Here is a 26,801-nt window from a genome sequence, read left to right on the forward strand (position 1 = left end):
GGTCAGGGGGTGTGGTGGTGGGCGGTGAGGGTTTCGAGGTGGGGGACGATCTGGTTGGGGGAGGGGAGGGTGGTGATTTCGTGGGCGAGGTCGGTGGCGCGGGTGTGGAAGTGGGGTTCGGTGAGGAGGCGGTGGACGGCGTCGCGGACGGTGGGTCCGGTGGCGTTGCTGGTGTGGATTTGCAGGCCGGCGCCGTGGGTGGCGAGTTTGTGGGCGAGTTGGGGTTGGTCGAAGTGGTAGTGCAGGGCGAGTTGGGGGACGGGGTGGCGGCTGGTGGTGGCGAGGGTGGCGGCGCCGGCGTGGTGGATGACGGCGGCGCAGGTGGGGGCGAGGGCGTGCCAGGGGACGTAGGGGACGACGCGGACGTTGGGTGGCAGGGTGCCGAGGGCGGGTTGTTCGTGTTCGGCGATGGTGGCGACGAGTTCGATGTCGAGTTCGGCGAGGGTGTGGATGAGGTCGCCGATGTCGAGGGTGTAGCCGTCGTAGATTTCGGTGGCGCTGAGGCCCATGGTGAGGGCGACGCGGGGTCGGGTGGGTGGTTTGGTGAGCCATTCGGGGATGGTGGCGGGGCCGCCGTAGGGGATGTATTGCATGCGGAGGTAGTGCAGGCCGGGTGCTTCGGTCTGGAGGGTGGCGGGGAACTGGTCGATGGTGAAGTGGCCGGTGGCGAGGTCTTCGGTGAGGTCGAAGCCGTAGCGGCGGGCGTAGCCGTCGAACCAGGTCATGAGGGGGTCGGTGGCGTGGTCGGGGGGTTGTTGGCGGTGTAGGTCGAGGAAGGTTTGGCGGACGCCGCCGAAGACGTCGAGGCCGAACAGGAGGCGGGCGTGGGCGGCGCCGCAGGCTTTGGCGGCGATGGATCCGGCGAAGGTCATGGGTTCCCAGATGACCAGGTCGGGTTTCCAGTAGCGGGCGTAGTCGACCAACGCCGCGATCATGGGGAAGTTGCTGCCGCGGTGCCAGCCGGACACCGCCTGCGCCAGCCCGGGCGCCAGGTAGTCCCACGTCTGTTTCGCCGGGTCGTCGAACGCGTCGTAGGGCGCGGGGATGCCGGCCCGCACCTTGGCGTGGGCGTCCGGGGCCATCTTCGCCACCCGCCAGTTGTCCCGGTCGTGACCGATCGGCACGGCGGTCAGCCCGGCCTGCATGACGATCTTCGCGAAGGCGGGTCGGCCGGCGACGTGCACCTCGTGGCCGGCGGTCCGCAGCGCCCACGCCATCGGCACCAGGTACTGGAAGATGCTCTTCTCCGGGTTGACCGCGAACAGGACGCGCATGGGTGTTCTCCTGGTGGGTCAGGGGGTGTGGTGGTGGGCGGTGAGGGTTTCGAGGTGGGGGACGATCTGGTTGGGGGAGGGGAGGGTGGTGATTTCGTGGGCGAGGTCGGTGGCGCGGGTGTGGAAGTGGGGTTCGGTGAGGAGGCGGTGGACGGCGTCGCGGACGGTGGGTCCGGTGGCGTTGCTGGTGTGGATTTGCAGGCCGGCGCCGTGGGTGGCGAGTTTGTGGGCGAGTTGGGGTTGGTCGAAGTGGTAGTGCAGGGCGAGTTGGGGGACGGGGTGGCGGCTGGTGGTGGCGAGGGTGGCGGCGCCGGCGTGGTGGATGACGGCGGCGCAGGTGGGGGCGAGGGCGTGCCAGGGGACGTAGGGGACGACGCGGACGTTGGGTGGCAGGGTGCCGAGGGCGGGTTGTTCGTGTTCGGCGATGGTGGCGACGAGTTCGATGTCGAGTTCGGCGAGGGTGTGGATGAGGTCGCCGATGTCGAGGGTGTAGCCGTCGTAGATTTCGGTGGCGCTGAGGCCCATGGTGAGGGCGACGCGGGGTCGGGTGGGTGGTTTGGTGAGCCATTCGGGGATGGTGGCGGGGCCGCCGTAGGGGATGTATTGCATGCGGAGGTAGTGCAGGCCGGGTGCTTCGGTCTGGAGGGTGGCGGGGAACTGGTCGATGGTGAAGTGGCCGGTGGCGAGGTCTTCGGTGAGGTCGAAGCCGTAGCGGCGGGCGTAGCCGTCGAACCAGGTCATGAGGGGGTCGGTGGCGTGGTCGGGGGGTTGTTGGCGGTGTAGGTCGAGGAAGGTTTGGCGGACGCCGCCGAAGACGTCGAGGCCGAACAGGAGGCGGGCGTGGGCGGCGCCGCAGGCTTTGGCGGCGATGGATCCGGCGAAGGTCATGGGTTCCCAGATGACCAGGTCCGGTTTCCAGTAGCGGGCGTACTCCACCAACGCCGCGATCATCGGGAAGTTCTGCGGCTTGTGCCACATCCGGATCGCCTCGGCGTACCCGCTCGACAGGTGGTCCCAGGTCGCCTTGGCCGGGTCGTCGAACGCGTCGTAGGGGATCATGAAGCCCGCGCGCATCGACTCCCGCGTGTGCCGGCGATGGGTGGTCACCCGCCACGGGTTGCGGTCGCTGCCCATCGGCACGGCGGTCAGCCCGGCCTGGGTGATGACCTGCGCGAAGGCCGGCTGGCTGGCGACGCGCACCTCGTGGCCGGCGGTCCGCAGCGCCCACGCCATCGGCACCAGGTACTGGAAGATGGTCTTCTCCGGGTTGACCGCGAACAGCACGCGCACGTCGGTCTCCTCTCAGCCGGTGGTGACCGGTCGGCGGTCGGCGGTCATCGCCGCCAGCCGGCGGGCCATCTCGTTGGGGGTGGGCAGCGCCCGCATCTGCTCGCGCATCCGGTGCGCGCCGTCGGCGAAGGCGGGCTCGCCCAGCAGACGCAGCAGGGCCTCCCGGACCGCCGGTCCGGTGGCCCGCTCGGCCGGCAGGTGGATGGCGCAGCCCTGCCGGGCCAGCCCCTCGGCCAGGGCCGGCTCGTCGAAGTGCAGCGGGAGGACCAACTGCGGCACCGCGTGCAGCGCGGTGGTGGAGAGCGTGCCGAACCCGCCGTGGTGGATCACCGCGGCGCAGGTGGGAACCAGCGCGTGCAGCGGCACGAACGGCACCAGCCGGGCGTTGTCCGGGATCCGGGCCAGCCGCCGCTGCTCCGCCTCGGCGACGGTCGCGACGACTTCGATCTCCAGGTCGGCCAGCGAGTCGAGGATGTCCTGGAGGTTCACCGCGTAGCCGTCGAAGCGTTCGGTGGCGACCAGACCCATGGTGATCGCCACCCGGGGTCGCCGGGGGGCGGCCCGGAGCCACTGCGGCACGACGGCCGGCCCGCCGTAGGGCACGTAGCGCATCGGCAGGTAGGTCAGGTCCGCCTCCATCCGCAACGAGCGCGGGAACTGGTCGATGGTGAACTCGCCGGTGATCATGTCCTCGGTGAACTCCCCGCCGTGGTGGCGGGCGTAGGCGTCCAGCCACTCGGCCAGCGCGTCGCCCCGGTCGTGTGGCGGCTGCTGGGCCCGCAGGCGGCGGTAGTGGTCGCGGGTGACGCCGTAGATGTCGAGGCTGAACATGACCCGGCCGTGCCGGGCGCCGCACGCCTTCGCCGCGATCGGCCCGGCGTAGGTGGTCGGCTCCCAGATCACCAGGTCCGGCCGCCAGGCCCGGGCGAACGCCACCAGGTCCGGGATCATCGGCACGTTCTCGTACTTGTGCCAGTCCTTGACCTGCCGGGCGAACTCGTCGCGCAGGTACGGCCAGCTGACGTCGTCCGGGTGCCGCTGCGCCACGTCGTACGGGCGGGGCAGTCCCGCCCGCCCGGCGGTCTGCCACCCGGGGGTGAGTTCGAGCGCCCGCCCGGGATCGCGGTAGCGGCCCACCGGCACGGCGGTCAACCCGGCCTGGGTGATCTCGTCGACGAACGCGGGCTGGCTGGCGAACCGCACCTCGTGGCCGGCGGTGCGCAGCGCCCAGGCGAGCGGCGCCATCGCCAGGAAGTGCGTCCGTTCGGCGTAGGTGACGAAGAGGACGCGCATCGCGGACGCCCCCGTCACGCCGCGTCGGCGGCGGCGAGTTCCCGCCCGACGGCGGCGGCCATGCCGCGCAGCCCGTCGGGCAACGCGACGGCCGGTCGCCAGCCGGTGGCCCGCTGGAAGGCGGACGGGTCGAGCACGAAGTCGAGCAGGTCGGTCGGCATGGAGTGCTCGGCCGGCGGCACCGACACCACCGGCACCCGGTCCCGGCCGCTCTGCCGGGCCACCGCCGCGGCGATCGCCCGGAACAGCTCGGCGACGCTCGTGGCCTCGCCGGTGCCGACGAGCCAGTGCCGCCCGACGACCGGCTCCGGGCGGTCCATCGCGGCGAGGAACGCGGCGGCGGCGTCGTCGACGCAGAGCAGGTCGCGCGTCACGCTGCCGTCGTGCCACATGGTCAACGGTTGGCCGGCGAACGCGCGGCGGGTCATCGAGGCCACCACGCCCCGGTCGAGGGCGCTCGCGTCGCTGCCCTGGCTGTAGAGCGTGGCCAGGCGCAGGGTCGCGCCGCGCAGCAGCCCCTCCCGGTGGGCTTCCTCGATCGCCTGCTCGGCGGCCAGCTTGTGCTGGTCGTAGGCGGTCAGCGGGCGGTCCGGCTCGGTGCCGTCGAGCCGACCGGCGCTCTGACCGGCCTGCGACATCGACCCGGCGAACAGCACCACCGGCGGGGTGTGGGGCCGCTGCGCCCGGACCGCGCCGATCAGGTCGTGCACCAGGCCCAGGTTGACGCGTTCGGCGGTCGGGTCGGTGGCGGCCACCCGCCAGGTGCCGGCGCCGCCCATGTGGGCGACCAGGTGGACGACCACGTCCGCGCCGGCCACCGCGTCCGCGACGGCGCCCGGTTCGGTCAGGTCGACCGCCCGCGTCTCGACCTCGCCCCGGTGCCCGGCCGGCGCCACCGGGCAGCGCCGGCCGACGAGCCGCAGCCGGACCGGACGCCGGGCCAACTGCCGGGTGATGGCCGTGCCGAGCAGGCCGGAGGCGCCGAGCACGGTGACCAGTTGTTTCGATGCCTCACCTGACACGGCAAGCTCCTTCGGGTCGCGTGGTGGTGCGAACGATCGGGCGGCGCGGGCCGGCGGCGGTCACCGCGGGGCGGTACGCCAGTTGAGCGGGGCCGGCAGGATGCCGTCGAGCCGGAGGTCGATGTGCTCCTCCCACTCGTCGCGCCGGATCTGGAAGGTGTGCAGATCCCACAGCTGGCCGCGGAACCACAGGTGTTCGGCCAGCACCTGCCGCTCGCGTCCGTCGCCGTGGCCGAGGCCGAACGCGTCGAAGCTGGCCTCGGTGGTCTGTGCGACGACCCGGTCGATGTTGAAGCAGGCGAACGCGTAGTTGAGCAGCAGGTTGGTGGCCTCGGCGCCGATGCCGAAGCGGGTCTTCGGCGGGTCCAGGTAGATGCCGCACCGCAGGTGCCCGGCCGGGTCCAGGCCGTGCAGGGTGGCGAAGCCGAGCACGTCGTCGCTGCTGCGCTTGAGCACCAGGAACGCGGCGTTGAGGATCTTGAACATGCCGACCGTCGACGCGGCCGGCCGGAAGCTCTCCAACCCGGTACGCAGCAGGGTCTGCATGAACAGCGACGAGTCGCCGGTGCTGGCCGGCTGGAGCGCGATCCGGCGGGACTCGGTGTGCGGGAAGATCACGGAGTCGATCCCTCTCTGTTCGTCGGCCGGTCAGCCGGTGGTGACCGCCGGCCGGGTCCGGTCGGCGTACCTGTCGTCGTCCCAGCGCATGCGGCCGGTGGCGGCTGGCAACGCGGCGATGTCCCGCAGGTCGTCGCCGGTCAGGCGCAGATGCGCGGCGGCGACGTTGTCCTCCAGCCAGCGGCGGTGGCGGGTGCCCGGGATCGGCACGATGCCCTCGCCCAACGCCAGCGTCCAGGCGATCGCCACCTGGGCCGCGGTGACGCCGTGGCGGGCGCCGACGGCCGTCAGCCCGTCGACGATGGCCTGGTTCGCCCGCATCGCGGTGGGCTGGAAACGCGGGTCGCGGACCCGGGAGTCACCGTCGCTGAGCGAACTGGGCCGCACCGTGCCGGACAGGTAGCCGCGGCCGAGCGGCGCGAAGGCGAGGAAGCCCACCCCGTTGCGCCGGCACCACGGGATCACGTCCTGCAACGACTGGGCGCACCAGACCGACAGCTCGTACTGCACCACGCTCAGCGGGCACACCGCGTGCACCAGGTCCAGTTCCTCCACTGTGGCGTGGGAGATGCCCAGGTGGCGTACCTTGCCCTCGGCGACGAGCGCGCCCAGCGCGCCCCACGTCTCGGCCAGCGGCACGGCCGGGTCGACCCGGTGCAGCTGGTAGACGTCGATCGTCTCCACCTGCAGGCGGCGCAGCGACCCCTCGCACGCCGAGCGCAGGTAGTCGGGCCGGCCGTTGCGCCGGAACCGCCCGTCCGGCCCGGCGGTCAGGCCGCACTTCGTGGTGATGCGGACCCGGTCCCGGTACGGCCGCAGGGTCGCGCCGAGCAGCTCCTCGTTGCGGAACGGCCCGTAGACGTCGGCGGTGTCGAACAACGTGACGCCCAGGTCGACGGCGCGCGCGATGACCCGCGCGGACTCCCGGTCGTCCCGCTCGCCCGGGCTGTAGCCGTGCGACATGGAGCTGCACCCCAGGCCGATGGCGCTGGACGTGAGCCCCGGCGCTAGCTCGGTCTGTCGCATTCCTGCTCCCACCCTTCACTGCCCGGCGCGACGGCCGGGGGTTGCGGGTCCTCGGCTGCCGCGACGGGCGTCGGCTCGGTCCGGACCACGAAGGCGGCCAGCAGGTCCGGAGTGGTCTCGTGGGCGAACGCGACCGCCTGGGCCGCGCCGAGGTCCGGCACCTCGTAGTGACGGGCGCCGGCGGCCGTGGCGATGCCCAGGGTGGTCAGGCCGAAAATCCGCTGCAGCAGCGACTGCCGGAACTTCCACCCGATGACGGCGCGCCGCTGCAACGCCGTGGTGTAGCGCCGGGCCAGCCCGTAGCGGGTGACCACGTACGGCTCGACGAGCGTGTGGCCCAGCGACCGGTAGGCGATCACCGCCAGCACGAGGGTGACCGGCGTCGCCGCCAGGGCGTACAGCCAGAGCCGGTCGGGCACCGTACTGGTCGGGGCGAGCCAGGCCAGCGCGGCGGCGAGGCCGCCCGGGAGCCCGACCGCCCAGAGCAGCCGCCGGTACAGCGCCGCCCGCGCGTGCGCCCGGGTGGGGGCGTCCAGCGGGCGGACCCCGTCGGCGAGGACGTCGGCGGCCACCCGCCGGGCGTACCCGATCCGGGTACGCGGCAGGATGACGCTCGCCGACTCCTGCCCGGCGGTCCAACCGGCCAGCCCGGTGGAGACCACCTCGGTCTCGGCGAGGCCGAGCCACCGCCAGAACAGCGGCTCGCTCGTGTGTACGCCGCGCAGTCGCCGGTCGTCGCGGTAGATCTCCCGGGTCTGGGTCAACCCGCGCCGGGTCAGCAGCGCGGTGCCGTTCTCGGTGGTGACCCGCACCAGCCGGAAGTTCCAGTTCTCGGTGACGAAGCCGATACCGAGTCCGATCACGCCCAGCAGGAACGACCCGGCCATGATGATGACGGCGGACCAGCCGTTGCCCAGTTCCTGCCAGTCGACGAGCCCGCCGACGACGTCGCGCAGGTCGACGTTGACCAGTTGCAGGAGCCAGAACAGCGACCAGAGCAGGAAACCCGCGGCCAGGAAGGCCCAGATGTTGACCAGGTTGTAGAGCAGCCACGACCAGCGCAGTTCGGCGATCGGGGTCTCCGGGGTGGCAGCGACCGGCGCGTCGGCGCCGTCCGCTGCGTCGGCGGTGTCGGCGGTGTCGGCTGCGGTGGGGCGGGTGCCGGTCGCCACCAGCAGCTCCCGGCGGAAACCGGCCACGGCCGCCACCGACACGGCGTTGAGCCGCAGCGCCGGCTGGGCCTCGCCGGTGCCGATGTGCACGATGCGCAGCCCGGCGAGGCGGTGCCGGAGCCGGGCGGTGGCGTCGACGCTGCGGACCCGGTCGCGGGGCACGTAGCGGTATCTGCGGTGCAACCAGCCGACGCGCAGCTCCACCCGCTCGTCGGTGATCCGGTAGCGGGTCTTCATCCACCGCAACAGGTCGCGGACGGCGCCGGTCACGCCGAGGAAGGTCGCCACCGCCAGCGGCCAGATGCCGAACGCGCCGTCGGAGAAGTCCACGTCCAGCACGACGAGCGCCACGAACGACGGAGTGAGCGAGAGCAGGAACATGACCAGGTCCAGCCAGATCACCCGCCGGTCGAGCCGGCGCCACGGCGCCTCGGCGGGCGACTCCGCCGCCGTTTCCACCCCCGCGCCCGCCGGATCCGTCGGGCCCGCCGGCACGGCCGGCTCCGGCGCGGTCACCGCGGTCGGGGAACCGCTCATGTCGCGTCCCCGGGCGTCAACTCGGTGATCTCGGTGAGCCGGTGCGCGGCGGTCTCGGCGACCTCGGCGTCCAGGCCCCGGATGGAGATGCTGCCCTCGCGCGACGCCGTGGTGACCCGGATGGTGGCCACGCGGAGCAGTTGCTGCAGCGGCCCCTTGACGGTGTTGATGCTCTGGATCCGCGAGATCGGGACGATGCGCCACTCGCGCTCGAACCAGCCGCTCAGGGCGTACACGGCCTCGTCGGTGACCTCCCACCGGTGCACCAGATAACGCCAGGTCGGCATGAGCGGGATGTAGACGACGTAGAAGGCCGCGAGCACCGCGATGACCGGACCCAGATAGGGCCGCGACGATTCCGCCGTCGCATAGGCGATGCCGCATCCACCGAGCACCACAATGGCGGTGAGCGCGGCGTGCAGCATCCAGAGAACGATTGCTCTCTTCTCGATGCGATTGCGGGGCGGGCGGAGTTTCAGCCGCGCGGGGCGGGCTGTCGTTTCGGTCGGCGGACGCAATGTCTCGGTATTCGGGTAAGGCTGCATCACTGATCTCCGGTGCGCCACGATGGCCTCGGTGAATCAACGGTGAAAAAGAGAGCCGGCGCCGACGCGAAATGGCGCGGCCAGGCTCGGTGCAGATTTACGCATACGGCGCGGGCCGTCAAGTGTGCCCGGCCGTCGCGGCCGGCGCCGTTGTCTCGCTGGCGGGACGACGGCGCCGGCCGCAGCCGGGTCGATCAGCGCTGGGAGATGGCGTCCAGCACGTTCATCCGCGCCGCCCGCCAGGCCGGCCAGAGCGCGGCCAGCACGCCGATGCCGATCGCGGCGAGCAGGTAGAGCGCCAACCGGCCGACGGAGAGGTCGAGCACCTCGATGCCGTTCGACGACAACGCGCGCTGCGCGGCGACGCCGAGGCCGACCCCGAGGGCCAGGCCCAGCGCGGTGCCGAACAGCGCGATGACGACCGACTCGTAGCGGATCATCGCCCGGACCTGGCCGCGGCCCATGCCGACGGCGCGCAGCAGGCCGATCTCCCGGGTCCGTTCCACCACCGACAGCCCGAGCGTGTTCACGATGCCGATCGCGGCGACCAGGATGGACAGCACCAGCAGCGCCAGGATGGCGTTGAGCACCTGCTCGATCTCGGCGCGGGCGTCGTCCTTGGCGTCCTGCCGGTCCCGCAGCTGCACCGCCGGGTAGGCGCGCAGCACCGACCTGATCCGCTCGGTGGCGGCGGCCTGCTGCGCGTCGTCCACGTCGACGTACGCGCGTTGCAGCTGGTCGGTGTCGGAGTGCGCCAGGTAGCCGGCGGTGCCGACCAGGTACGGCCGGTCGAGGACCTGGTTGTCGGCGAAGATGCCGACCACCCGCAGCGTGACGCGGGCGCCGTCCGGATACTGCGCCGGCGTCGTGCTGCCCACCTCCAGCCCCAGCTCGTCGGCGGCGCTGCGTTCGACCAGGATCTCGTCGGCGCCGAGCGTCGCCCGGCCGGTCTCGATCCGCAGGTTGACCGGCGCGACGAGCGCGGCGGGGTCGGCCACGGTGACCGGTGCCTCCTGCTCGTCGATGCGCATGGTGCCCAGCCGCACCGGCGTGACCGCACGCACCCCGGGCACGGCGGCGACCTGGTCGGCGGCCTGCGGGCCGAACCCGGTCAGGCCGCGGGAGTCGAGCGAGAAGTCGGCGCCGAACTCGCGGTCGAGCCGGCGGTCGGCGGAGGCGCTCAGCGAGCTGGACACGACCGTGGCGACCGACACCATGGCCAGCCCGATCATCAGGGCCGAGGCGGTCGCCGCCGTCCGGCGCGGATCACGGTACGCGTTGCGCCGGCTGAGTTGCCCGGCGGTGCCGCCCAGCCGGGCGATCGGCCAGCCGACCAGCCGGACCACCGGGCGGCTGAGCACCGGGCCGAGCAGGACGAGGGCGAACAGCAGCAGGATGCCACCGAGGGCCAGCAGGATCGGCGCCTCGTCGCGCTTCGACCCGAACGACAGGGCCACGATCAGCCCGCCGATGCTGGCCACCAGCACCCCGAACACCAGCCGGATCCGGTGCGAGCGGGTGGGCAGCGCCACCTCGTCGCGCAGCGCGGCGATCGGGGGGATCCGCGCCGCCCGGCGGGCCGGCAGGTAGGCGGCGGCCACGGTGACGAGCGTGCCGATGGCGTACGCCCACAGCACGGTCGCCGGCGTGACGACGGGCGAGCCGCTCGGCAGCTCCGTGCCGAACCGCGAGAACAGGGCCTGCAGCGCGAGCGCGATGCCGACGCCGACGCCGATGCCGCCGGTGGACCCGACGACGCCGACGACGAGGGCCTCGACGATCACCGCCCGGGTCACCTGCCGCCGGCTGGCGCCGACCGCCCGCAGCAGCGCCATCTCCCGGGTGCGCTGCGCGACGAGCATGGTGAACGTGTTGAAGATGATGAAGGAGCCGACCAGGACGGAGACGCCCGCGAAGGCGAGCAGGAACGCGCTCAGCAGGCCGAAGAAGGACTTGATCCGCTCCCGCGCGTCCGCCACCAGTTGCTGCGCGGTGCTCACCTCGTAGTCGGCCGGCAGGGCGGCGGTGAGCTGGGTGGCCAGTTGCTCCTGGGAGACGCCCGCCTTGGGCCGCACCCAGACGGCCGAGTAGTGCCCGGGGCGGGTGAGCAGTTGTTCGGCCACGGCGGGGGAGAAGCCGACGTAGGTGACGACGTCGCCGATGCGCTCCTCGCCCAGGGTGAACACGCCCACCACGGTCATCGTGCGCTGGCCGCTGCGGGTCACCACCGGCACGGAGTCGCCGACGGTGATGCCGCCCTCGGCCGCGGTCTGTTCCTCCACCACGAGGTCGTTCTCCGCGGTCGGGGCCCGACCGGTGAGGATGCGCATCTTCGACTCCGGCCCGCCCTCGACGTACGCGCGGCCCCGATGTGCCACGCCGTCGCCGCCGACCACCTCGCCGTTCCGGTCGATCACCACCGCGTAGCCCTCGACGACGCTGCGGAACTGGTCGGCGCCGGGCACCTTGCCCTTGAGCGACTCCACCGTCGCGGCGTCGATCAGCCGTGGCTGGGCGCCCTCGCCGGTGAACGGCTGCTTGGGCGCGACGGACACCTCCCGGGCCTGCGAGCGGTCGCCGAAGGCGTCCTCGAACGCGCGGGACGCGGTGTCCCGGAAGATCATGGTGCCGGCGGCGAACGAGACGCCGAGCACCACCGCGACCGCGGTGAACAGCAGCCGCAGCCGGTGCGCGGACAGGTTGCGCAGCGCGAGTCTCGCCATCATCGGGCCAGCTCCTCGCGGCCGGCGGGCGCGTGCTCCAGGCGCTTCATCCGGTCCAGGACCCGGTCGGCGGTCGGGTCGACCATCCGGTCCACGACCCGGCCGTCGGCGAGGAACACCACGTTGTCGGTGTAGCCGGCGGCCACCGGGTCGTGCGTGACCATGACGATGGTCTGGCCGGTGGTGCGCGCGGAGTCGCGGAGGAAGGCGAGCACCTCCGCGCCGGACCGCGAGTCCAGGTTGCCGGTCGGCTCGTCGGCGAAGATCACGTCCGGCTTGCTGACCAGGGCCCGGGCGCACGCGACGCGCTGCTGCTGGCCGCCGGAGAGCTGTGTCGGCCGGTGGTGCAGCCGGTCGCGCAGGCCGACGGTGTCCACCACCTTGTCCAGCCACTGCTGGTCCGGCTGACGGCCGGCGATGCGCAGCGGCAGGACGATGTTCTCCAGCGCGGTGAGCGTGGGGATCAGGTTGAACGACTGGAAGATGAACCCGACCCGGTCCCGGCGCAGCGCCGTGAGCTGCTTGTCGTTGAGCCGGGTGACGTCCTGGTCGCCGATCAGGATGCGACCGGAGTCGACCACGTCGAGCCCGGCGAGGCAGTGCATCAGCGTCGACTTGCCGGAGCCGGAGGGCCCCATGATGCCGGTGAACCGGCCCTGGGGAATGGTCAGGGACACCGCGTCCAAGGCGACGACCCGGGCGTCGCCCGTGCCGTACACCTTGGTGATCTCCTCGGTGCGGGCGGCGGCCTCGCCGGTCTCGGGATCGGCAGTGCCGGTGTCGGGCACGGCGGTGTTGCTGGTCATGACGGCTCCCTGTCACTGGCGGGCGCGTGGTCGCGCCCTGGCAACGGAACGGATCGGCGGTCACGGGTTTTCCGCGAGCTGTGGCGGTGTCGCCGTCGTCGAGGCGAAAAGCGAATCGGCGCGCCACTCGTCCGGCCCGAGTATTTCACCGCCGGGGCGGGTCCACGAGGACGCGGAACGCGCACGCGGGCTTTAGCGCCCGAAGTTGACAAGGGATTAGCCGAAAGTATTCCGCCGGTGCCGGCGGTGTCGACCGCACGCGCCCGGCCGGGTGCGGAAAAGCGCAGCACAGGGGTGCTTTCGACGGGGTGCCGCGGCGATTCGGGTGACCGCTGCGGCAACGACCTTCGGTGACTGGCGCCGTCCATTGTCGGGCAATTAGCGTAGGGATCCAGCCGGGCCGCGTGCGGGGCGCCCGAACGAGTCGGAAGGTGTACCTCATGGCCACCAAGGAGTTCCGCGAAGGCCCTCGGTCGGGTTCGGACGCCGCCGCCGGGAAAACCGTGCTGGCGGTGCCGTTCGCCGACCGCCTGGTGATGTTCGTCGGCATCCCGGTGCTGGTCCTGCTGCTGGGCCTGGGGCTGCCGGCGCTGGCCCGCTGGGCGCTGAGCTGGGACACGGCGCTGCCGTTCAAGCCGGTGTTCCGGTTCGTCGGCGCGATCGACAAGCCGTGGGAGATCGCGGTGAACCTGACCATCTGGCTCCTGCTGGCGCTGGTGGTGGTGTTCACCGCGGCGCGCGAGTCGATGCGGGTCACCGTCACCGACGCCGACATGCGGGTGGAGAAGGACGACCAGGTCCGCACGTTCGCCCGCGACGACGTGTCCGCGGTCTTCCTCGACGGCAAGAAGCTGGTGGTCCTCGACCAGCGCTCCCGCCAGGTGCTGCGCGACACCCACGAGGCGTCGCGGTCGACCCTCGCCGAGGGCTTCCGCCGGCACGGCTACCCGTGGCACGACAGCGACCCGTACGCCGACCTGTTCAAGCCGTGGAGCGCCGGCTCCGCGGAGCTGCCCGAGACGGCCGACGACGTGCTCGCGGCCCGGCAGTCGGCGCTGCGGACCAAGGCCCAGCCGGAGGTCCGCAGCCTGGCCGCGACGTTGGAGAAGATGGGGTACGTGGTGCGTGACGAGGGCACGCGGCAGTTCTGGCGTCCGCTCGTCAAGTCGTGATCCGTCCCCGCCTGAGCGGACCGGTGCGCAGCCGCCTCGTCGACCTCGGTCTCGTGGCGGCTGCCGCGCTCGCCGCCCTGGTCATCGCCGGTGAGGCCGAGGAGAGCGGGCGGTTGGCCGGGGACGCGCTGGTCGCGGCGCTGGGTCTGGCCGTGCTCGGCGCGGTGGCGCTGTGGTGGCGCCGCCGCTTCCCGGTGGCCGTCGCCGTGCTGCTCACGCTGGTGCTGGCCGGCACCGACCTGGCCGTCGTCGCGGTCCTGGTCGCGGTCTGGACGGTGAGCGCGCACCGTAGCTGGTCCGTCGCCGCGACAACCGTCGGCGTCGGTCTGCTGGTCTACGTCCCCTACTCGGTGATGCGGCCCGCCCCGGACCTGAGCGCCTTCGGCGCCAACGTGCTCTACCTGGCGTTGATCCTGGTCGCGCTGGTGGCGGGCAGCACCGCCCGGATCCGGCGGGAGGCGATCGGGGTGCTGCGCGAGCGGGCCGAGCGCGCCGAGGCCGAGGCGAACGAGCGGGCCGAGCGCCTGCGCGTGCAGGAGCGGCACCGCATCGCCGGCGAGATGCACGACGTGCTGGCCCACCGGATCTCGCTGGTCAGCCTGCAGGCCAGCGCCCTGGAGGTCCGGACCGACCTGCCGGCCGAGGTGACCGGGGCGGCGGCGGCGATCTGGCAGCAGTCGCACGACGCGCTGGAGGACCTGCGGGGGATCCTGGACGTGCTGCGGGCCGGCGGTGACGGGGTCGGCCTGCGCCCGCAGCCCGGCCTGGCCGACCTGGACCGGCTCTTCGCCGAGGGCCGCAGCGTCGGCGCCGTCGTGCACGTCGACCGGCGGGTCACCGGGGAGCCGTCCGACGTGGTCGGACGGACGGTCTACCGGCTCGTGCAGGAGGGCCTGACCAACGCGCGCAAGCACGCCCCGGGTGCGCCGGTGGACGTGCTGGTGGACCGCTCCGGGACCGGCGAGCTGTGGGTGCGGCTGCGCAACCCGTTGGTCAGCGGGCCCGGGACCGGGGTTCCGGGCAGCCACTCCGGCCTGCTCGGCCTCGCCGAGCGGGTCGAGCTGGCCGGCGGTCGCCTCTCGTACGGCGTGCAGCGTGTCCCGGAGGGCGGCGTGGTCTTCCAACTGGAAGCCTGGCTACCGTGGCCGACGTGATCAGAGTTCTGGTGGTCGACGACAACGCGTTGGTGCGGGCGGGGCTCTGCGCGGTGCTGGGCGCCGCGGCCGACATCGAGGTGGTCGGCGAAGCAGCGGACGGCGCCGACGCGGTGACCGCGGTGCGGGCCCTGCGTCCGGACGTGGTGCTGATGGACATCCGGATGCCCGGTCTGGACGGGCTCTCCGCCACGGCCGAGGTGCGGGCGCTGGCGCAGCCACCCGCGGTGATCGTGTTGACCACCTTCGACACCGACGACCACATCCTGCGCGCGCTGCGGGCCGGCGCGAACGGCTTCCTGCTCAAGGACATGCCGCCCGGACAGATCCAGGATTCGGTCCGGGCGGTGGCGGCGGGGGAGTCGATGCTCTCGCCGGCGGTGGTGGGACGGCTCATCGACTACGTGGTGCGGGTGGAGGACCAGGACGAGCAGCAGGTCCGGGTGAACGCCGCGCGCCGGGCGATCGAGGGGCTGACCGACCGGGAGCGGGAGGTGGCCCGGGCGGTGGCCGCCGGCAAGTCCAACGCGGAGATCAGCGGCGAGTTGTTCATGAGCGTGGCGACGGTGAAGACGTACGTCTCACGGCTGATGACGAAGCTGGGCTGCGCCAACCGGGTGCAGGTGGCGATCCTGGTGCACGAAGCGCGCGGCTGAGTCGGCTACACGAGTTCACCACTTTGTATCAATCTGGCGTTTAGACGTCGTGTAGACGAGTCAAGTTCGCCTCCGGCATACTTCCGGCCTGGTTCACGTCGGAGCATTTTTATGACGGGGGAACGGGAATGGTTAATTCGATGAACACATCACATAGGCCGTCCGGTGCGGTCGCTGGCCGGGGTCGGCTCGCGGTCGACGGAAAAGCGATGACCAGGCGCACCGCGCTCACCATTCCGCACGATATGCCCATCGATGTGTGGCGTAACCTGGGCCGCCAGATATTCGTCATCACGGACTCCTCCGGCTGGTGGCTGGGGGACTGGTTGATCTTCGGCCAGGCGAACTTCCCGGACCGCTACAAGCGGGCCATCGCCGAGACCTCGCTGGACTACCAGACGCTGCGCAACTACGCCTGGGTCGCCCGGCAGTTCGCCCCGGAGCGCCGTCGCGAGCGGCTCAGCTTCCAGCACCACGCCGAGGTGGCCAGCCTCGACACCGACCAGCAGGACCTCTGGCTGACCCGCGCCGAGCAGTTCACCTGGTCGCGCAACGAGCTGCGCCGGCAGATCCGGGCCAGCAGGAACGGCGGTGAGCCGGCCGACCCGGTCGTGCAGATCCAGCTCAACCTCATCGCCGACCGCCGCCAGTTGTGGCAGCAGGCCGCGGAGGTGACCCAGCAGGACCTGATGGGGTGGATCGTCAACAGCCTGGACCGCGCCGCGGCCACCCAGATCGAGTCCCCGCCCGCCGTCTCCTCCTGACCGACGGGGCACCTGTCACACCGACGAGCCAGGTGTGACAGGTGCCCGGCACGAGAACGCCCCGGCCCGGGGTCGCCCCGGTCAGCCCAGCATGGGCAACACCGCGACGGCGATTGCCCGGCTGGTGTTTCTGGTGGCGTCCGCGATCGCCGGATCGAAGGCGTTGTCCGGGAGCCGGTTGGGCCAGACGACCTCCGTGTACGCGTACCCACTGTCGTTGTTGTACGCCGTGCAGTAGAGGTAGTAGCTGACGATGTCGCCCTTGCGGGGCAACGGCAGCGCCGGGTCGAAGTCAGGTGACCAGGAGGCGCAGGACGGCGGTGCGAGCTTCGGCACCAGCTGGGTGTTGGCCGAGCGCAGGGTGTTCGTCAGCCCGTCGGTGGTCAGGCCGGTCCGGGCCCGTGCCACCAGGGCGATCGGCGTCACGATGTTCATCGCGAAACCGAGCTGGTCCACGCTCGCCGGGTCGGTCAGGGCGGGGATCATGCTCTCGATCGCCACCGCGCAGCCGGTGGCGTCCTGGGCGAACCGCTGCATGTTGTCAGGCGTCATCCGCTCGATGTCGGCGAGCTCGATCACGGCATGGTTGGCGCAGGCCCGGGTCTGCGCCACCGCGATCGTCTGGATCTGCGCCAGGATCTCGGTGCGGGCCGAGTTGACCGCGGTCAGGATCTGCCGGGTCGCCTCCTCGATCGCGGCCTGGGTGTTACCGGCGTTCACCCACGAACTGACCGCACTGATCGCTGCGGTGATCACCTGGGTCCAGGCGATCGCGTACGCCGGTCGGGCGCCGGTGGGCGCCACCACCACGATGGACAGCAGAGCGGCCAGCAGGACACGTACCGGCCGACTGCGGGCTCTCCTCTTGCCTTGGGTCATTCCTACTCCCTCTCGTCGGGGAGCCATCAGAGTCGGCCATCCGGTTGTCGGTGAGTGGCCGGTGCGGACGCGCCGCGTCCCGGTACCGTGATGCCGCCGGTCGGATGCACGCTGCCGACCGCCCCGGCCGGACAGCACCGGACAGCCGGCGGCCGGCCCCACAAGCGAGCGAGCGGAAGGTCCACGCCCGTGCCCGCCGACGACCCGGACGAGCTGCTCCGGCACTTCTGCGCTGATCTGCGGCTGCTCCGGACACAGGCGCGGGGACCGAGCCTGCGGGTGGTGAGCGCCCGGGTCGGTCTCGGCAAGAGCCAGGTGGGCGCGATCCTCAACGGCACGGTCCGCCGGCCACCCGACTGGGACGTGGTGCGTCGCCTGGTGGAGTGCTTCCACGACCACGCCCGTGCCCACCACCGGCTGTCCCACCTGTCCCTGCGTACCGGCGTCGAGGAGACCTGGCGACCCCGGTACGCGATGCTGGAGTACGCCTTCCAGCGCCGACGTACCCCGCCGGGTGGCACCGGTTCCCGCCCGCCGACGGCGTCCCGCCGGTGGCCGGTGCCCCGGCAACTCCCTCCGGTCGCCCGGCACCTGGTGGGCCGGGCGGCCGAACTGGCCACGCTCGACCGGGCCGCCACGAGCTGCGGAAAGCCGGACGGGTCGGCCACCGTGGTCGTGATCGACGGTACCGCCGGTGTCGGCAAGACAACTGTCGCGCTGTGGTGGGCGCACCGGGCCGGCGGCCGGTTCCCCGACGGGCAGCTCCACGTCGACCTGGGCGGCTTCGACCCGAACGGCACCCGGGTCTCCCCCGAGAACGCCCTGCGGGGATTCCTCATCGCGCTGGGCGCCGACCCCCATCGGCTGCCGGACGACCTGTCCACGCGCGTCGCGCTCTATCGCAGCCTGCTGGCCGATCGTCGGGTGCTGGTGGTGCTGGACAACGCCTGCGACCCGGGCCAGGTCCGCCCGCTGCTGCCCGGGGGCCCCTCCTGCATGGCGCTGGTGACCAGCCGTAACCAGTTGACCGGCCTGGTCGTGGGCGAGGGCGCGCTGCCGCTGAGGCTGGAGTTGCCGACCGCCACCGACGCGGCGGAGCTGTTCGCGTCCCGGCTCGGCGCCGGCCGGGCAGCCGGGGAACCGGCGGCCGTGGCGGAGATCGTCGACCGCTGCGCCCGGCTGCCCCTGGCCGTGGCCATCGCCGCCGCCAGCGCGGCTGCCCGCCCCGACGAACCCCTCGCCGCGCTCGCCGGGCAGTTACGGACCGGTGCCGCGGTGCTCGACACGTTGTCCACAGGCGCCGACGGCGCCGATGTCCGCACCGCCTTCTCCTGGTCCTATCGACGGCTGAGCCCGATCGCCGCGACCCTGTTCCGGACGCTCGGGCTGCACCCCGGTCCCGACGTCACGGTGGCCGCCGCCGCCAGCCTCGCGGGCGTACCCGTGCGGCAGGTCCGGCCGGCCCTGGCGGAACTGGCCCGCGCGCACCTCGTCTCGGCGCCCCACCGGGACCGGTACCGAACGCACGATCTGCTGCGCGCCTACGCGATGGAGCTGGCCCGGGCCACCGATCCCGCAGCGCGTCGACGGACGGCGCAGGGGCGGCTTCTCGACCATCTGCTCCACACCGCCCACGCCGCCGGCCGGATGTTGGACCCGCAGCGTCACACCATCACGATTCCGCCGCCCGACGATGGGGTGACCGTGGCCGCCCTCAGCGACGAGGCCGCCGCGCTGGACTGGTACGCGGCCGAGGAGACCACCTTGGTCGCGGCGATCCACGGCGCCGCGCGCACCGGCTTTCACGCCCACGCCTGGCAACTGACGTGGGCGTGCGAACCGATGCTGTACCGCCAGGTGCCCCGCCAGCAGTGGGCCGCCCTGCAACGGGTGGCGCTGGCCGCGGCGCGGCGGCTCGGTGACCCGCTGGCACAGGGCCACGCCCATCGCGGACTCGGTCGCGCCTACAGCAGCATCGACAACCGCAGACTCCGGGCCGGCATCCACTTCAACCGGGCCCTGCGGAACTTCGCCACCGCCGACCGGCCCGTCGACGAGGGCTACGTACGGTTCCACCTCAGCCTGCTCTGCGAGCGAGACGGCGAGTACCGGGCCGCGTTGGAGCACACCCGACGGGCGCTGGAACTCTTCGAGCGTGCCGGTCACCGTCCCGGGCAGGCCCGCGCGTACAACGGTCTGGGCTGGCAGCACGCGTTGCTCGGCGACTACGAGGTCGCGCTCGCCTCCTGCGCCCGCGCCCTCGACCTGATGCGCGCGGTCGGAGACCTGCTCGGCCAGGCCCAGGCCTGGGACAGCATCGGCTTCGCCCACCACGGGCTCCGGCGGTACGGGGAAGCGGTCACCGCCTACCGGCGCGCGCTGGCGCTCGTCCGCCGGATCGGTGAGCGCAACAACGAGGCGGAGATGTTGGTCCATCTGGGCGACACCCATGAGGCGGCCGGTTCCCCGGAGGCGGCCGGGCGCGCGTGGCGGCAGGCGCTCACCATTCTCGACGAGCTCGGCGCCTCGGAAGCGGCCGACGTCCGGGCACGGCTCGACGGAACCCCGCCCGTGTGGCCGGCAGCGCCCCCCGGCTGACGCGGACGGCGCCGAGCCGTGGCCACCCTAGCCGCGCACCCGCTCCTCCAGCCGGGGCACGACGCCGGCGGGCGTGGGCTGCGCCAGGATCTCGTCGCGCAACGCCGCCGCGCCGGCCCGGAAACCCTCCTCGTCGAGCAGTCGCGCCACCTGCCGCCGGACGGCGGCGCCGCCGACGTCGTCGGGACCCAGCACCACGGCAGCGCCGCGCGCGGCCAGCCGGCCGGCGAGCAGCGGCCCCTCGAAGTGGTACGGCAGGACCAGTTGCGGCACGCCGTAGCGCGCGACGGTGCTCACCGTGCCGAATCCGCCGTGGTTGACCACGACGGCGCACGTGGGCGCAAGGGCGTGCAGCGGGGCGAACCCGGTCAGCCGGACGTTCGCCGGCACGGGTCCGGCCGCCGTCGCCCCGGCGACCGTGGCGACGATCTCGACGTCCAGGTCGGCCAGGGCGTCCAGCACCTCGCCGACGGCGAAGGTGTAGCCGCCGAAGTGCTCGGTGGCGCTCAGGCCCAGCGTCAGGGCCACCCGGGGGCGGCTCGGCCGCTGCCACAGCCAGGCCGGGACGGCCGCGCGTCCGCCGTACGGCACGTACTGCATCGGCAGGTAGTCCACGCCGGGCGCGCGCAGGCGCAGTGACGGCGGTGACTGGTCCACGGTGAACTCGCCGTGCACCAGGTCCTCGGCGAAGTCCAGGCCGTAGCGCCGGCAGTAGCCGCCCAGCCAGTCCGCCAACGGGTCGGACGCGCCGCCGGGGCGGGTCCGGAGCCGCTGCCGGAAGTGCTGGTGGGTGACGCCGTACACGTCGGTGGTGAACAGGACCCGGCCGTGCCGGGCCCCGCAGGCGCGGGCGGCGATCGGGCCGGCGTAGGTGTTCGGCTCCCACAGCACCAGGTCCGGACGCCACTGCCGGCAGAAGTCGACCAGGCCGCCGACGAGCGGCTGGTTCTGGAGTTGGAACTCCCAGCGGACGAAGAGCCGGTACGCCTCGAGGTCCTCGGCCCACCGGCTGTCGTCCGGGCCGTGCTCGGCGATGTGGTACGGCGGTGGCAGCCCGCGCCGGTGCTCCTCCCGCTCGTCCGCGCTGATCGCCCGGTTGACCTCGACGTCGCGTCCGACCGGGACGGCGGTCAGGCCGGCCTCCTCGACCAGCGTGGTGAGCCGCGGCAGGCTGGCGATCCGCACCTCGTGGCCGGCGGCCCGGAGCGCCCACGCCAGCGGCACGAGTTTGAGCACGTGGGTCGGCTCGGGGATGGACGTGATCAGGACGCGCATCGCTGCTCCCGCGTGGCGCGGTGGTGCTCGACCCGCCGTTCCAGCTCCGTCACGAGGTCGTTGGGCGAGGGCAACGCCCGGATCTCGTCCCGCAGCGCGGCGGCCCGGGACGCGAACCGGGGCTCGTCGAGCAGTCGCCGCACCGCCGCCCGGATCGCCTCGGGGGTCGCCTCCTGCGGCCGGACGACCAGGGCGGCACCCTGCTCGGCGGCGCGGCGGGCGAGTTCCGGCTCGTCGAAGTCGAACGGCAGGGTCAACTGCGGGACACCGGCGACCGCGCAGGTCAGCAGCGTCCCCGGGCCGGCGTGGTTGATCACCACCGCGCAGGTCGACACCAGGGCGTGCAGCGGCGCCCAGTCGACCAGCCGGACGTTCGCCGGCACCGCGGTCAGCTCCGCCTGGTTCTTGGTCGGCACGGTGGCGACGACCTCGACGTCGAGGTCCGCCAGCGCGTTCAGCACGTCCTGCAGGTCGACGGCGTAGCCGTTGAACCGGTCGGTCGCGGTGATGCCGAGGGTGACGGCGATGCGCGGCCGTTCGGGCTTGTCCCACAGCCACTTCGGCACCACCGTGGCGCTCGCGTAGGGGATGTACTGCACCGGCAGGTAGTCGTGGCCGGCGGCGCCCAGGCTCAACGATCCGGGGAGCTGGTCGATGGAGAACTGGCCGGTGATGAGTTCCTCGGAGAACTCGAAGCCGTGCTTGCGCGCGAATCCGCCGAGCCACCGGGCCATCGGGTCCTCCCGGTCGGTCGCCGGTCGCCGCGCGGCGAGGTCGAGGTAGATCTCCCGGGCCGCGCCGAACACGTCGATGCTCCACAGCAGACGGCCGTGTGCCGCGCCGCACGCCTGGGCGGCGAGACCGCCGGCGTAGGTGGTCGGCTCCCACAGCACCAGGTCGGGCTGCCACTGCCGGGCGTACGCCACCAGGTCGGCGATCATCGGGAAGTTGTCGGTGACGTGCCAGCCGCCGCCGTGGTAGCGGGTGGTGAACGCCTCGTAGCCGTCGCGCATCGCCGCCCAGTCCCGGCTCTCGGGCGGCAGGACCGGCGCGTCGTAAGGCGCCGGCAGGTCGGGGCGGCCGGCCTCCCGTTCGTCGACGTGCAGCGCGGCGATGCGCCAGGCGCCCCGGTTGCGGCCGATCGGCACCGCGGCCAGGCCGGTGCGGGTGATCTGCTCGGTCAGCTCGGGTTGGCTGGCGAAGCAGACCTCGTGCCCGGCGGTGCGCAGGGCCCAGGCGACGGGCGCCATCATCTGGAGGAATGTGCGCTCGGAGCAGGAAGTCACCAGCACGCGCATGATTTCTCCTTCGGAGGTCGGTCGAGATCGCGCCGGCGCGGGCCCGATCCGTCATTGCCCTCGCCATTGCGCACATGGTGCGTCGGGGCCGTCCGCCGAGCAATGTCGCGCATTTGTCGACGTGCGTTTCCCATGCGGCCGGGCCGGGTCGAGAATAGGAGAGGGCGACGGCGTCGGCCAGGATCTGTCTCGCTGGCGGGACGTCACCACGACGGCGCGTCGACGCGACCGTGTCCGCCGTTCCCGCATTTTTCCTGCTGGTCACCGGGTCGATCGGCCGTCGCGCTCGGCTGCGGCCCGAGCTCGCTGATCTCGTACGCGTCCGGATAGGTCTTCGTCCTGATCCCGGCGGCGAACAGCGGTGTCTTCGGCGGGGCGCCGAGCCACCGTTGCAGCCGGGCCCGCAGGGTGAGCGCCACGTGCAGGCCGGCCCGGACCGGCCACGCCGGCGCGCCGACCCGCGTCGCGCGCCGCAGCCGCCCGTCGTACATGGCGCTGACCAGCCCGTCGCCGAGCGGCGCGAGAGGTCGGGGGATCCGGCCGAGCAGCAGCGACCGGGTCGCGCGCTCGATGGCCGCGGCGTCGTCGTTGGGTGTGAGGTGAGCGGCGTCGTACGCGTCGAACCAGGTCTCGAACTCCTCGTAGGTGCCCGGGATGTCGGTGATGCCCATTCGTCGGCCCAGCTCCCGGTAGAACAGGTGGGTCGCCCGCCGCTCGTGGCAGCAGGGGCGGCGCCAGCCGTACCGCTGGAGCCACCGGGTGGGGATGACCACCAGGCAGCCGAGGACGTAGAGGTAGTCCTCGTTGGGGATGTCGTAGGGGCGGTGGATCTGGTTGACCCGGCGCAGCGCCTCCCGGCCGCGGGGCTGGTCGAAGCCGTTGAGCACCATCTCGTACATCAGCAGGCCGGTGTCGTCGACGCGCTTCTGGGTGCGTTCGGTCAGCTCACCGGTGGCGGTGTGCACCGCGGCGATGGCGGGGATGGAGAAGGACCGGTTGAACGCGAGGTTCAGCCCGAGCTTCATGTCCCAGGGGAACTCCAGCCGCAGCATGGTCTGGTAGATGTCCAGCCAGTCGCGCTCGGGGTCCAACGTGCGGATCCGGGTCAGGTTCGCGTGGCGCCGTCTCATCGGGAGGCATCTCCAACCCGGAGGTTCGGGGCGTCCCGGGCGGCGGCGAGGGTGCGGGCCACCACGGGGGAGCGGGTGTACGCGGTGGTGACCTGGGCCAGCCATCCGATCTCGCCGGCGTAGCCGCCTTCGGGGCGGTGCAGCTCGTCCGCGGGCTGGGGGACCGCGGCCATGAGCCCGGCCCGGTGGCGTCGCAGGGCGCAGGCGAGGTGCGCGGCTTCGACGTTGGCCCGCAGCTCGTCGACGGTCAGGCCGGCCTGTCCGGCGAACCGCTCGGCCAGTTCGGTCACCTTGACGTCCGTGTACGGGCGCAGGGCGAGGCGACCGTCGCGGATCTCGGCCACGCGGCGGGTCAGGGCGTAGTCGATGTCGCGGGCGGCGCTGAGGGGTCGGCGCAGGCTGGGGTCGAGTTCCAGCTCCGGCAGGGCGGCGACGAGGTCCCGCCACAGCGGTTCGAGCTGCCGGTACGAGCGGTAGTCGTCCCAGCGTCGGGTGATGGTGAAGATCGGCCCCCACGCCGGCATGGTGAGGCCGACCATCATGAGCAGCGCGGCGATGGTGACCAGGACGGCGGCGACCTGCCGTTCGCCGGCCGGTTGGTAGCCGGACCAGTAGGCGATGAGGTAGATGATCTTGTTGGTGCTGTAGAGCAGCGCGAAGGCGGCGCCGACGGCGGTGAGGCGGAGGCCGCGGCGCAGCCACGGCCGCCCGCAGATGCGGGCGAATCGCCAGCACAACCGCGTGATGTCGGTGCAGTAGGCGAAGAAGCCGACCAGCATGAAGATCAGCAGGTACGCGGTGACGACGGGATCCCGCGCGTACTCGACGGTCAGGAGCACCGGCTGGTCGTAGGCGAGCGTGCAGGCGAACAGGGCGACCATGGCGAGGAAGGCGCTGCTGGTGACCCAGACCCAGATGCGGCTGCGGGCTGCCGCCCTCGCCGGGGGGAGGGAGAGGTGCAGCAGCATGTGCTCGGCGCTCGCGGCGATCGTCATGGCACAGCCGTGGGACATGACCTTGGCCAGGTTCGGTAGCCCGGACGCCGAGTCGATGCCGGCCGCGACGGGCGGGATGGCGAGGGTGATCCCGGCGGCGAAGGCGCCGAGCGCCACGCAGATCGCGCCGCGGGCCGGGCTCGGCTGCCGCCGCTGGAGCCGCAGCATGTAGCCGAAGGCGAACCAGCCACCGACGGCGCAGACGGTGTAGAGGACGGTGTCCATCTCGGCTACCAGTCGGGGTGTTCGAGCGAGCGCCGGAGGCGGCCGTACAACTCGGTGTGTCGGTCGTCCAGCGGTGAGTCCGGCTCGGCCTCGTGGCCGGCGCGGGCCCGGCGTAGTAGTAGTGAGCCGATCATTTCGGCTTCGCGTTCTTCGGCGGCGGCGTAGTTGCTGCGGCCGAGGCTGCGTTGGACCAGTTGTGGGTCGAGGTCGGGTAGGAGGAGGCGGGAGGCGTCGGGGTCGAGGATGGCGGTGGCGTGGTGGCCGGCGAGGAGGTGGCCGAGTTCGTGTCCGATGATGAGGAGTTGGTGCAGGGGTGAGGTGTCCTGTTCGTAGAAGATGGCGTCGAAGTCGCCGGTGGGTACGTACATGCCGCAGACGGTGAGGGCGGGGAGTCGGATGGGCATCAGGTGGATGGGTCGGCCGCGTCGTTGGCCGAGCAGGTCGCACAGCCGCTGGATGTCGAACGGCTTCGGTATCTCCACCTCGGCGGCGATCTGCTCGCAGCGTTTGCGCAGTCGGTGCACCTTCACGTCAACGTTCCCCCACTCGTCGGCGTACTGCCACACAAGGATCATCGTGGTTGATCGCAACCGTTCGGCTCGGCGGCGGCACTCGTTCCGGGGGCCCGGGCGACGGCTCGTAGTCGGGCGACCATCTGTTCGACGAGGTGGGTGTCTCCTGCGGAGAGGCCGTTGTCGGCGAGGACCTGGCGCAGCGCGACCTGTTTGACGTCCATTCGGCGTAGTTCGCGGAGCAGGGTGATCTGTTCCTGGATTCGTCGGGCCGCCGCGTCGTCGACGAAGTAGCCGGAGCTGACGCCGAAGGCGGAGGCGAGGGCGCGTACGTGGGAGGTGCGGGGGTCGCGTGCCACGCCGCGGCGTAGTTCTCCGATGTAGGCGGCGCTGATGGAGACGCCGGTCTCGGCGGCAGTGGCGTTGATCTTGTCGGCGATCTCCTTGTTGGTGTAGCGGCGGCCGGGTTCGTCGGACTCGCCGAGTTCCTCAGGTGTCGGGCGGATCCGGTCGAACAGGTACTCCAGCCGGGCGGCCAGGGTGTCGAGGGATGGCAGCTCCTGCTCCGCGCGCCGATCGTCGACCATGAATTCCAACCCTCCAGCGACCAAACAACAGTGTCGCAGATACCAGCGCCGGCAAAACAGGCGCTGATACATGCACGTGGCGCACGCCACCAGCGACACGTCGCCGCGCGGCGCCTGTGCGCGGGCGCGGCACACCACCGCCGTCCGCCGGTCTGCCGTGGGCGCGGCCCCGATCGTTGCGTTACCGGCGGATTCCCGGACCGGGGGAGGTTCCCGTGCCCGCCGCACGGTCGAGGCCGGTTTCGTGCGCGACGGACCAGGCCTGGGCGACGAGACGGTCGACGACGTCGCGGTCCGGCAGGGTGCCGGGTCGCGCGGCGTTCGCGGGTGTGTCGAGCGCGCGGCGGTACACGCCCTCCAGGATGATGGCGACCTTCCACAGGCCGAGCACGTGCCAGAAGGGAAGTGCCGTCAGGTCCCGGCCGGAGCGTTCGGCGTAGACCGCGGTGATCTCGGCGCGGGACGGGAAGCCGGGCAGGCGGGAGGCGTTGAACAGGCCCAGCGGCGGGTCGTCCGGCTCCTGCCAGTACGCCAACAGGCTGCCGAGGTCGGCCAGCGGGTCGCCGAGCGTGGAGAGTTCCCAGTCCAGCACCGCGCGGACGGTGCCGGAGGAGGGATCCACGATCAGGTTGACCAGGTGGAAGTCGCCGTGCACGAGCACCAGGTCACCGGGCTCGGGGACCCGGTCCCGGAGCAGGTCGGTCAGCTTCTCCAACTCGGGCAGCTCACGGGTGCGGCTCTCGGCCCACTGCCGGGACCACCGCCGCAACTGCCGCTGCGCGTACGGGGCGTGGCTGGCCAGGTCGTCCAGCCCGACCTCGGCCGGGTCGACGGCGTGCAGGTCGGCGAGGACCCGGCCCAGTTCCAGGCCGACGGCGCGGCGCAGGTCGGGGGCCATCGCCTCGGCGGTCTCCACCCGGTCCACCACGAGGCCGTCGACGTGCTTGACGACCAGCACCGGAACGTCCGCGACCCGGTCGTCGCGGCACAGGCCCAACACGCCGGGGACCGGTACGCCGGTCCGGTCCAGGGCGGTCAGGATGCGATGCTCGCGGGCGACGTCGTGTGCCGAGGCGAGCAGGTGTCCGAGTGGCGGGCGGCGGGCCACCCCGCGCCAGCCTGCCGCATCGGTCAGCAGATAGGTCAGGTTGGACTGGCCGAGGCCGATCCGGTTCGCGGTCAGCGGCTCGACGACTTCCTGTCCCGCCTGCCGCAGCCAGTGCCCGAGCGCGGTGACATCAAGCGCCATC

23 protein-coding genes are annotated in these 26,801 nt (G+C 72.4%); 5 read left to right on the forward strand and 18 right to left on the reverse strand.

Going from position 1 to position 26,801, the window contains the following annotated elements:
* Positions 1 to 2: 2 nt before the first annotated feature.
* The 10 genes from O7602_RS09605 to O7602_RS09650 form a co-directional block, all read right to left on the reverse strand.
* A complete protein-coding gene (locus tag O7602_RS09605) occupies positions 3 to 1,274 on the reverse strand; it encodes an activator-dependent family glycosyltransferase (protein WP_281587989.1) in 1,272 nt (423 codons plus the stop codon).
* Positions 1,275 to 1,292: 18 nt separating this feature from the next.
* Positions 1,293 to 2,564 carry an activator-dependent family glycosyltransferase gene (locus O7602_RS09610; RefSeq protein ID WP_281587991.1) on the reverse strand — a complete coding sequence of 424 codons (1,272 nt, stop codon included), beginning with the start codon at positions 2,562 to 2,564 and terminating at the stop codon, positions 1,293 to 1,295.
* A 12-nt stretch (positions 2,565 to 2,576) separates the two neighbouring features.
* Entirely contained in the window at positions 2,577 to 3,857 is a 1,281-nt protein-coding gene (locus O7602_RS09615) for an activator-dependent family glycosyltransferase (RefSeq protein ID WP_281587993.1), read from the reverse strand.
* Positions 3,858 to 3,871: 14 nt separating this feature from the next.
* On the reverse strand, positions 3,872 to 4,879 hold the full coding sequence (locus tag O7602_RS09620) for an NAD-dependent epimerase/dehydratase (RefSeq protein WP_281587994.1): 1,008 nt from the start codon (positions 4,877 to 4,879) through the stop codon (positions 3,872 to 3,874).
* A gap of 60 nt (positions 4,880 to 4,939) precedes the next feature.
* Entirely contained in the window at positions 4,940 to 5,497 is a 558-nt protein-coding gene (locus O7602_RS09625) for a GNAT family protein (protein ID WP_281587996.1), read from the reverse strand.
* A gap of 30 nt (positions 5,498 to 5,527) precedes the next feature.
* Positions 5,528 to 6,460 carry an aldo/keto reductase gene (locus tag O7602_RS09630; RefSeq protein ID WP_281587997.1) on the reverse strand — a complete coding sequence of 311 codons (933 nt, stop codon included), beginning with the start codon at positions 6,458 to 6,460 and terminating at the stop codon, positions 5,528 to 5,530.
* 44 nt (positions 6,461 to 6,504) lie between these two features.
* Complete coding sequence (locus O7602_RS09635; protein WP_281587999.1) at positions 6,505 to 8,232, reverse strand: PH domain-containing protein; 1,728 nt, start codon at positions 8,230 to 8,232, stop codon at positions 6,505 to 6,507.
* Entirely contained in the window at positions 8,229 to 8,777 is a 549-nt protein-coding gene (locus tag O7602_RS09640; protein ID WP_281590234.1) for a PH domain-containing protein, read from the reverse strand. The genes O7602_RS09635 and O7602_RS09640 overlap by 4 nt, the downstream gene beginning before the upstream one ends.
* Before the next feature lie 194 nt (positions 8,778 to 8,971).
* Complete coding sequence (locus tag O7602_RS09645; protein WP_281588001.1) at positions 8,972 to 11,503, reverse strand: FtsX-like permease family protein; 2,532 nt, start codon at positions 11,501 to 11,503, stop codon at positions 8,972 to 8,974.
* A complete protein-coding gene (locus O7602_RS09650) occupies positions 11,500 to 12,306 on the reverse strand; it encodes an ABC transporter ATP-binding protein (RefSeq protein ID WP_281588003.1) in 807 nt (268 codons plus the stop codon). The genes O7602_RS09645 and O7602_RS09650 overlap by 4 nt, the downstream gene beginning before the upstream one ends.
* 440 nt (positions 12,307 to 12,746) lie before the next feature.
* Between O7602_RS09650 and O7602_RS09655 the strand changes: the two genes are divergently transcribed.
* From O7602_RS09655 to O7602_RS09670, 4 genes are all read left to right on the forward strand, one after another.
* On the forward strand, positions 12,747 to 13,478 hold the full coding sequence (locus O7602_RS09655; RefSeq protein WP_281588005.1) for a hypothetical protein: 732 nt from the start codon (positions 12,747 to 12,749) through the stop codon (positions 13,476 to 13,478).
* On the forward strand, positions 13,475 to 14,632 hold the full coding sequence (locus O7602_RS09660; protein WP_281588006.1) for a histidine kinase: 1,158 nt from the start codon (positions 13,475 to 13,477) through the stop codon (positions 14,630 to 14,632). The genes O7602_RS09655 and O7602_RS09660 overlap by 4 nt, the downstream gene beginning before the upstream one ends.
* Positions 14,620 to 15,288, forward strand: a complete 669-nt coding sequence (locus O7602_RS09665) for a response regulator transcription factor (RefSeq protein ID WP_028193158.1) — start codon at positions 14,620 to 14,622, stop codon at positions 15,286 to 15,288. Before O7602_RS09660 ends, O7602_RS09665 begins: the two co-directional genes overlap by 13 nt.
* A 209-nt stretch (positions 15,289 to 15,497) precedes the next feature.
* Positions 15,498 to 16,052 carry an LmbU family transcriptional regulator gene (locus O7602_RS09670; protein WP_281588011.1) on the forward strand — a complete coding sequence of 185 codons (555 nt, stop codon included), beginning with the start codon at positions 15,498 to 15,500 and terminating at the stop codon, positions 16,050 to 16,052.
* An 81-nt stretch (positions 16,053 to 16,133) separates the two neighbouring features.
* On the opposite strand, the gene O7602_RS09675 is transcribed toward O7602_RS09670, so the two are convergent.
* On the reverse strand, positions 16,134 to 16,931 hold the full coding sequence (locus tag O7602_RS09675; protein WP_281588013.1) for a hypothetical protein: 798 nt from the start codon (positions 16,929 to 16,931) through the stop codon (positions 16,134 to 16,136).
* A 189-nt stretch (positions 16,932 to 17,120) separates the two neighbouring features.
* Here O7602_RS09675 and O7602_RS09680 point away from each other — a divergent pair, with 189 nt between their 5' ends.
* Positions 17,121 to 19,529: a tetratricopeptide repeat protein gene (locus tag O7602_RS09680; RefSeq protein WP_281588014.1), complete on the forward strand. Its 2,409-nt coding sequence runs from the start codon at positions 17,121 to 17,123 to the stop codon at positions 19,527 to 19,529.
* A 27-nt stretch (positions 19,530 to 19,556) separates the two neighbouring features.
* Here O7602_RS09680 and O7602_RS09685 read toward each other — a convergent pair whose 3' ends face one another.
* The 7 genes from O7602_RS09685 to O7602_RS09715 all read right to left on the reverse strand — a co-directional run bounded on the left by O7602_RS09685 (position 19,557) and on the right by O7602_RS09715 (position 26,800).
* Positions 19,557 to 20,804, reverse strand: a complete 1,248-nt coding sequence (locus tag O7602_RS09685) for an activator-dependent family glycosyltransferase (protein ID WP_281588017.1) — start codon at positions 20,802 to 20,804, stop codon at positions 19,557 to 19,559.
* The gene (locus tag O7602_RS09690) at positions 20,792 to 22,102 is read right to left on the reverse strand and encodes an activator-dependent family glycosyltransferase (RefSeq protein WP_281588019.1); all 1,311 of its coding nucleotides are present in this window, start codon (positions 22,100 to 22,102) and stop codon (positions 20,792 to 20,794) included. Before O7602_RS09690 ends, O7602_RS09685 begins: the two co-directional genes overlap by 13 nt.
* Positions 22,103 to 22,305: 203 nt before the next feature.
* Entirely contained in the window at positions 22,306 to 23,232 is a 927-nt protein-coding gene (locus tag O7602_RS09695; RefSeq protein WP_281588021.1) for an oxygenase MpaB family protein, read from the reverse strand.
* The gene (locus tag O7602_RS09700) at positions 23,229 to 24,452 is read right to left on the reverse strand and encodes an MAB_1171c family putative transporter (protein WP_281588023.1); all 1,224 of its coding nucleotides are present in this window, start codon (positions 24,450 to 24,452) and stop codon (positions 23,229 to 23,231) included. The genes O7602_RS09695 and O7602_RS09700 overlap by 4 nt, the downstream gene beginning before the upstream one ends.
* A gap of 5 nt (positions 24,453 to 24,457) precedes the next feature.
* The gene (locus O7602_RS09705) at positions 24,458 to 25,027 is read right to left on the reverse strand and encodes an ImmA/IrrE family metallo-endopeptidase (protein ID WP_281588025.1); all 570 of its coding nucleotides are present in this window, start codon (positions 25,025 to 25,027) and stop codon (positions 24,458 to 24,460) included.
* On the reverse strand, positions 25,024 to 25,551 hold the full coding sequence (locus O7602_RS09710) for a hypothetical protein (protein ID WP_281587946.1): 528 nt from the start codon (positions 25,549 to 25,551) through the stop codon (positions 25,024 to 25,026). Before O7602_RS09710 ends, O7602_RS09705 begins: the two co-directional genes overlap by 4 nt.
* 181 nt (positions 25,552 to 25,732) lie before the next feature.
* Complete coding sequence (locus O7602_RS09715; protein ID WP_281588027.1) at positions 25,733 to 26,800, reverse strand: phosphotransferase family protein; 1,068 nt, start codon at positions 26,798 to 26,800, stop codon at positions 25,733 to 25,735.
* Position 26,801 lies beyond the last annotated feature (1 nt).

Source organism: Micromonospora sp. WMMD1128 (assembly GCF_027497235.1).
GTDB lineage: Bacteria > Actinomycetota > Actinomycetes > Mycobacteriales > Micromonosporaceae > Micromonospora.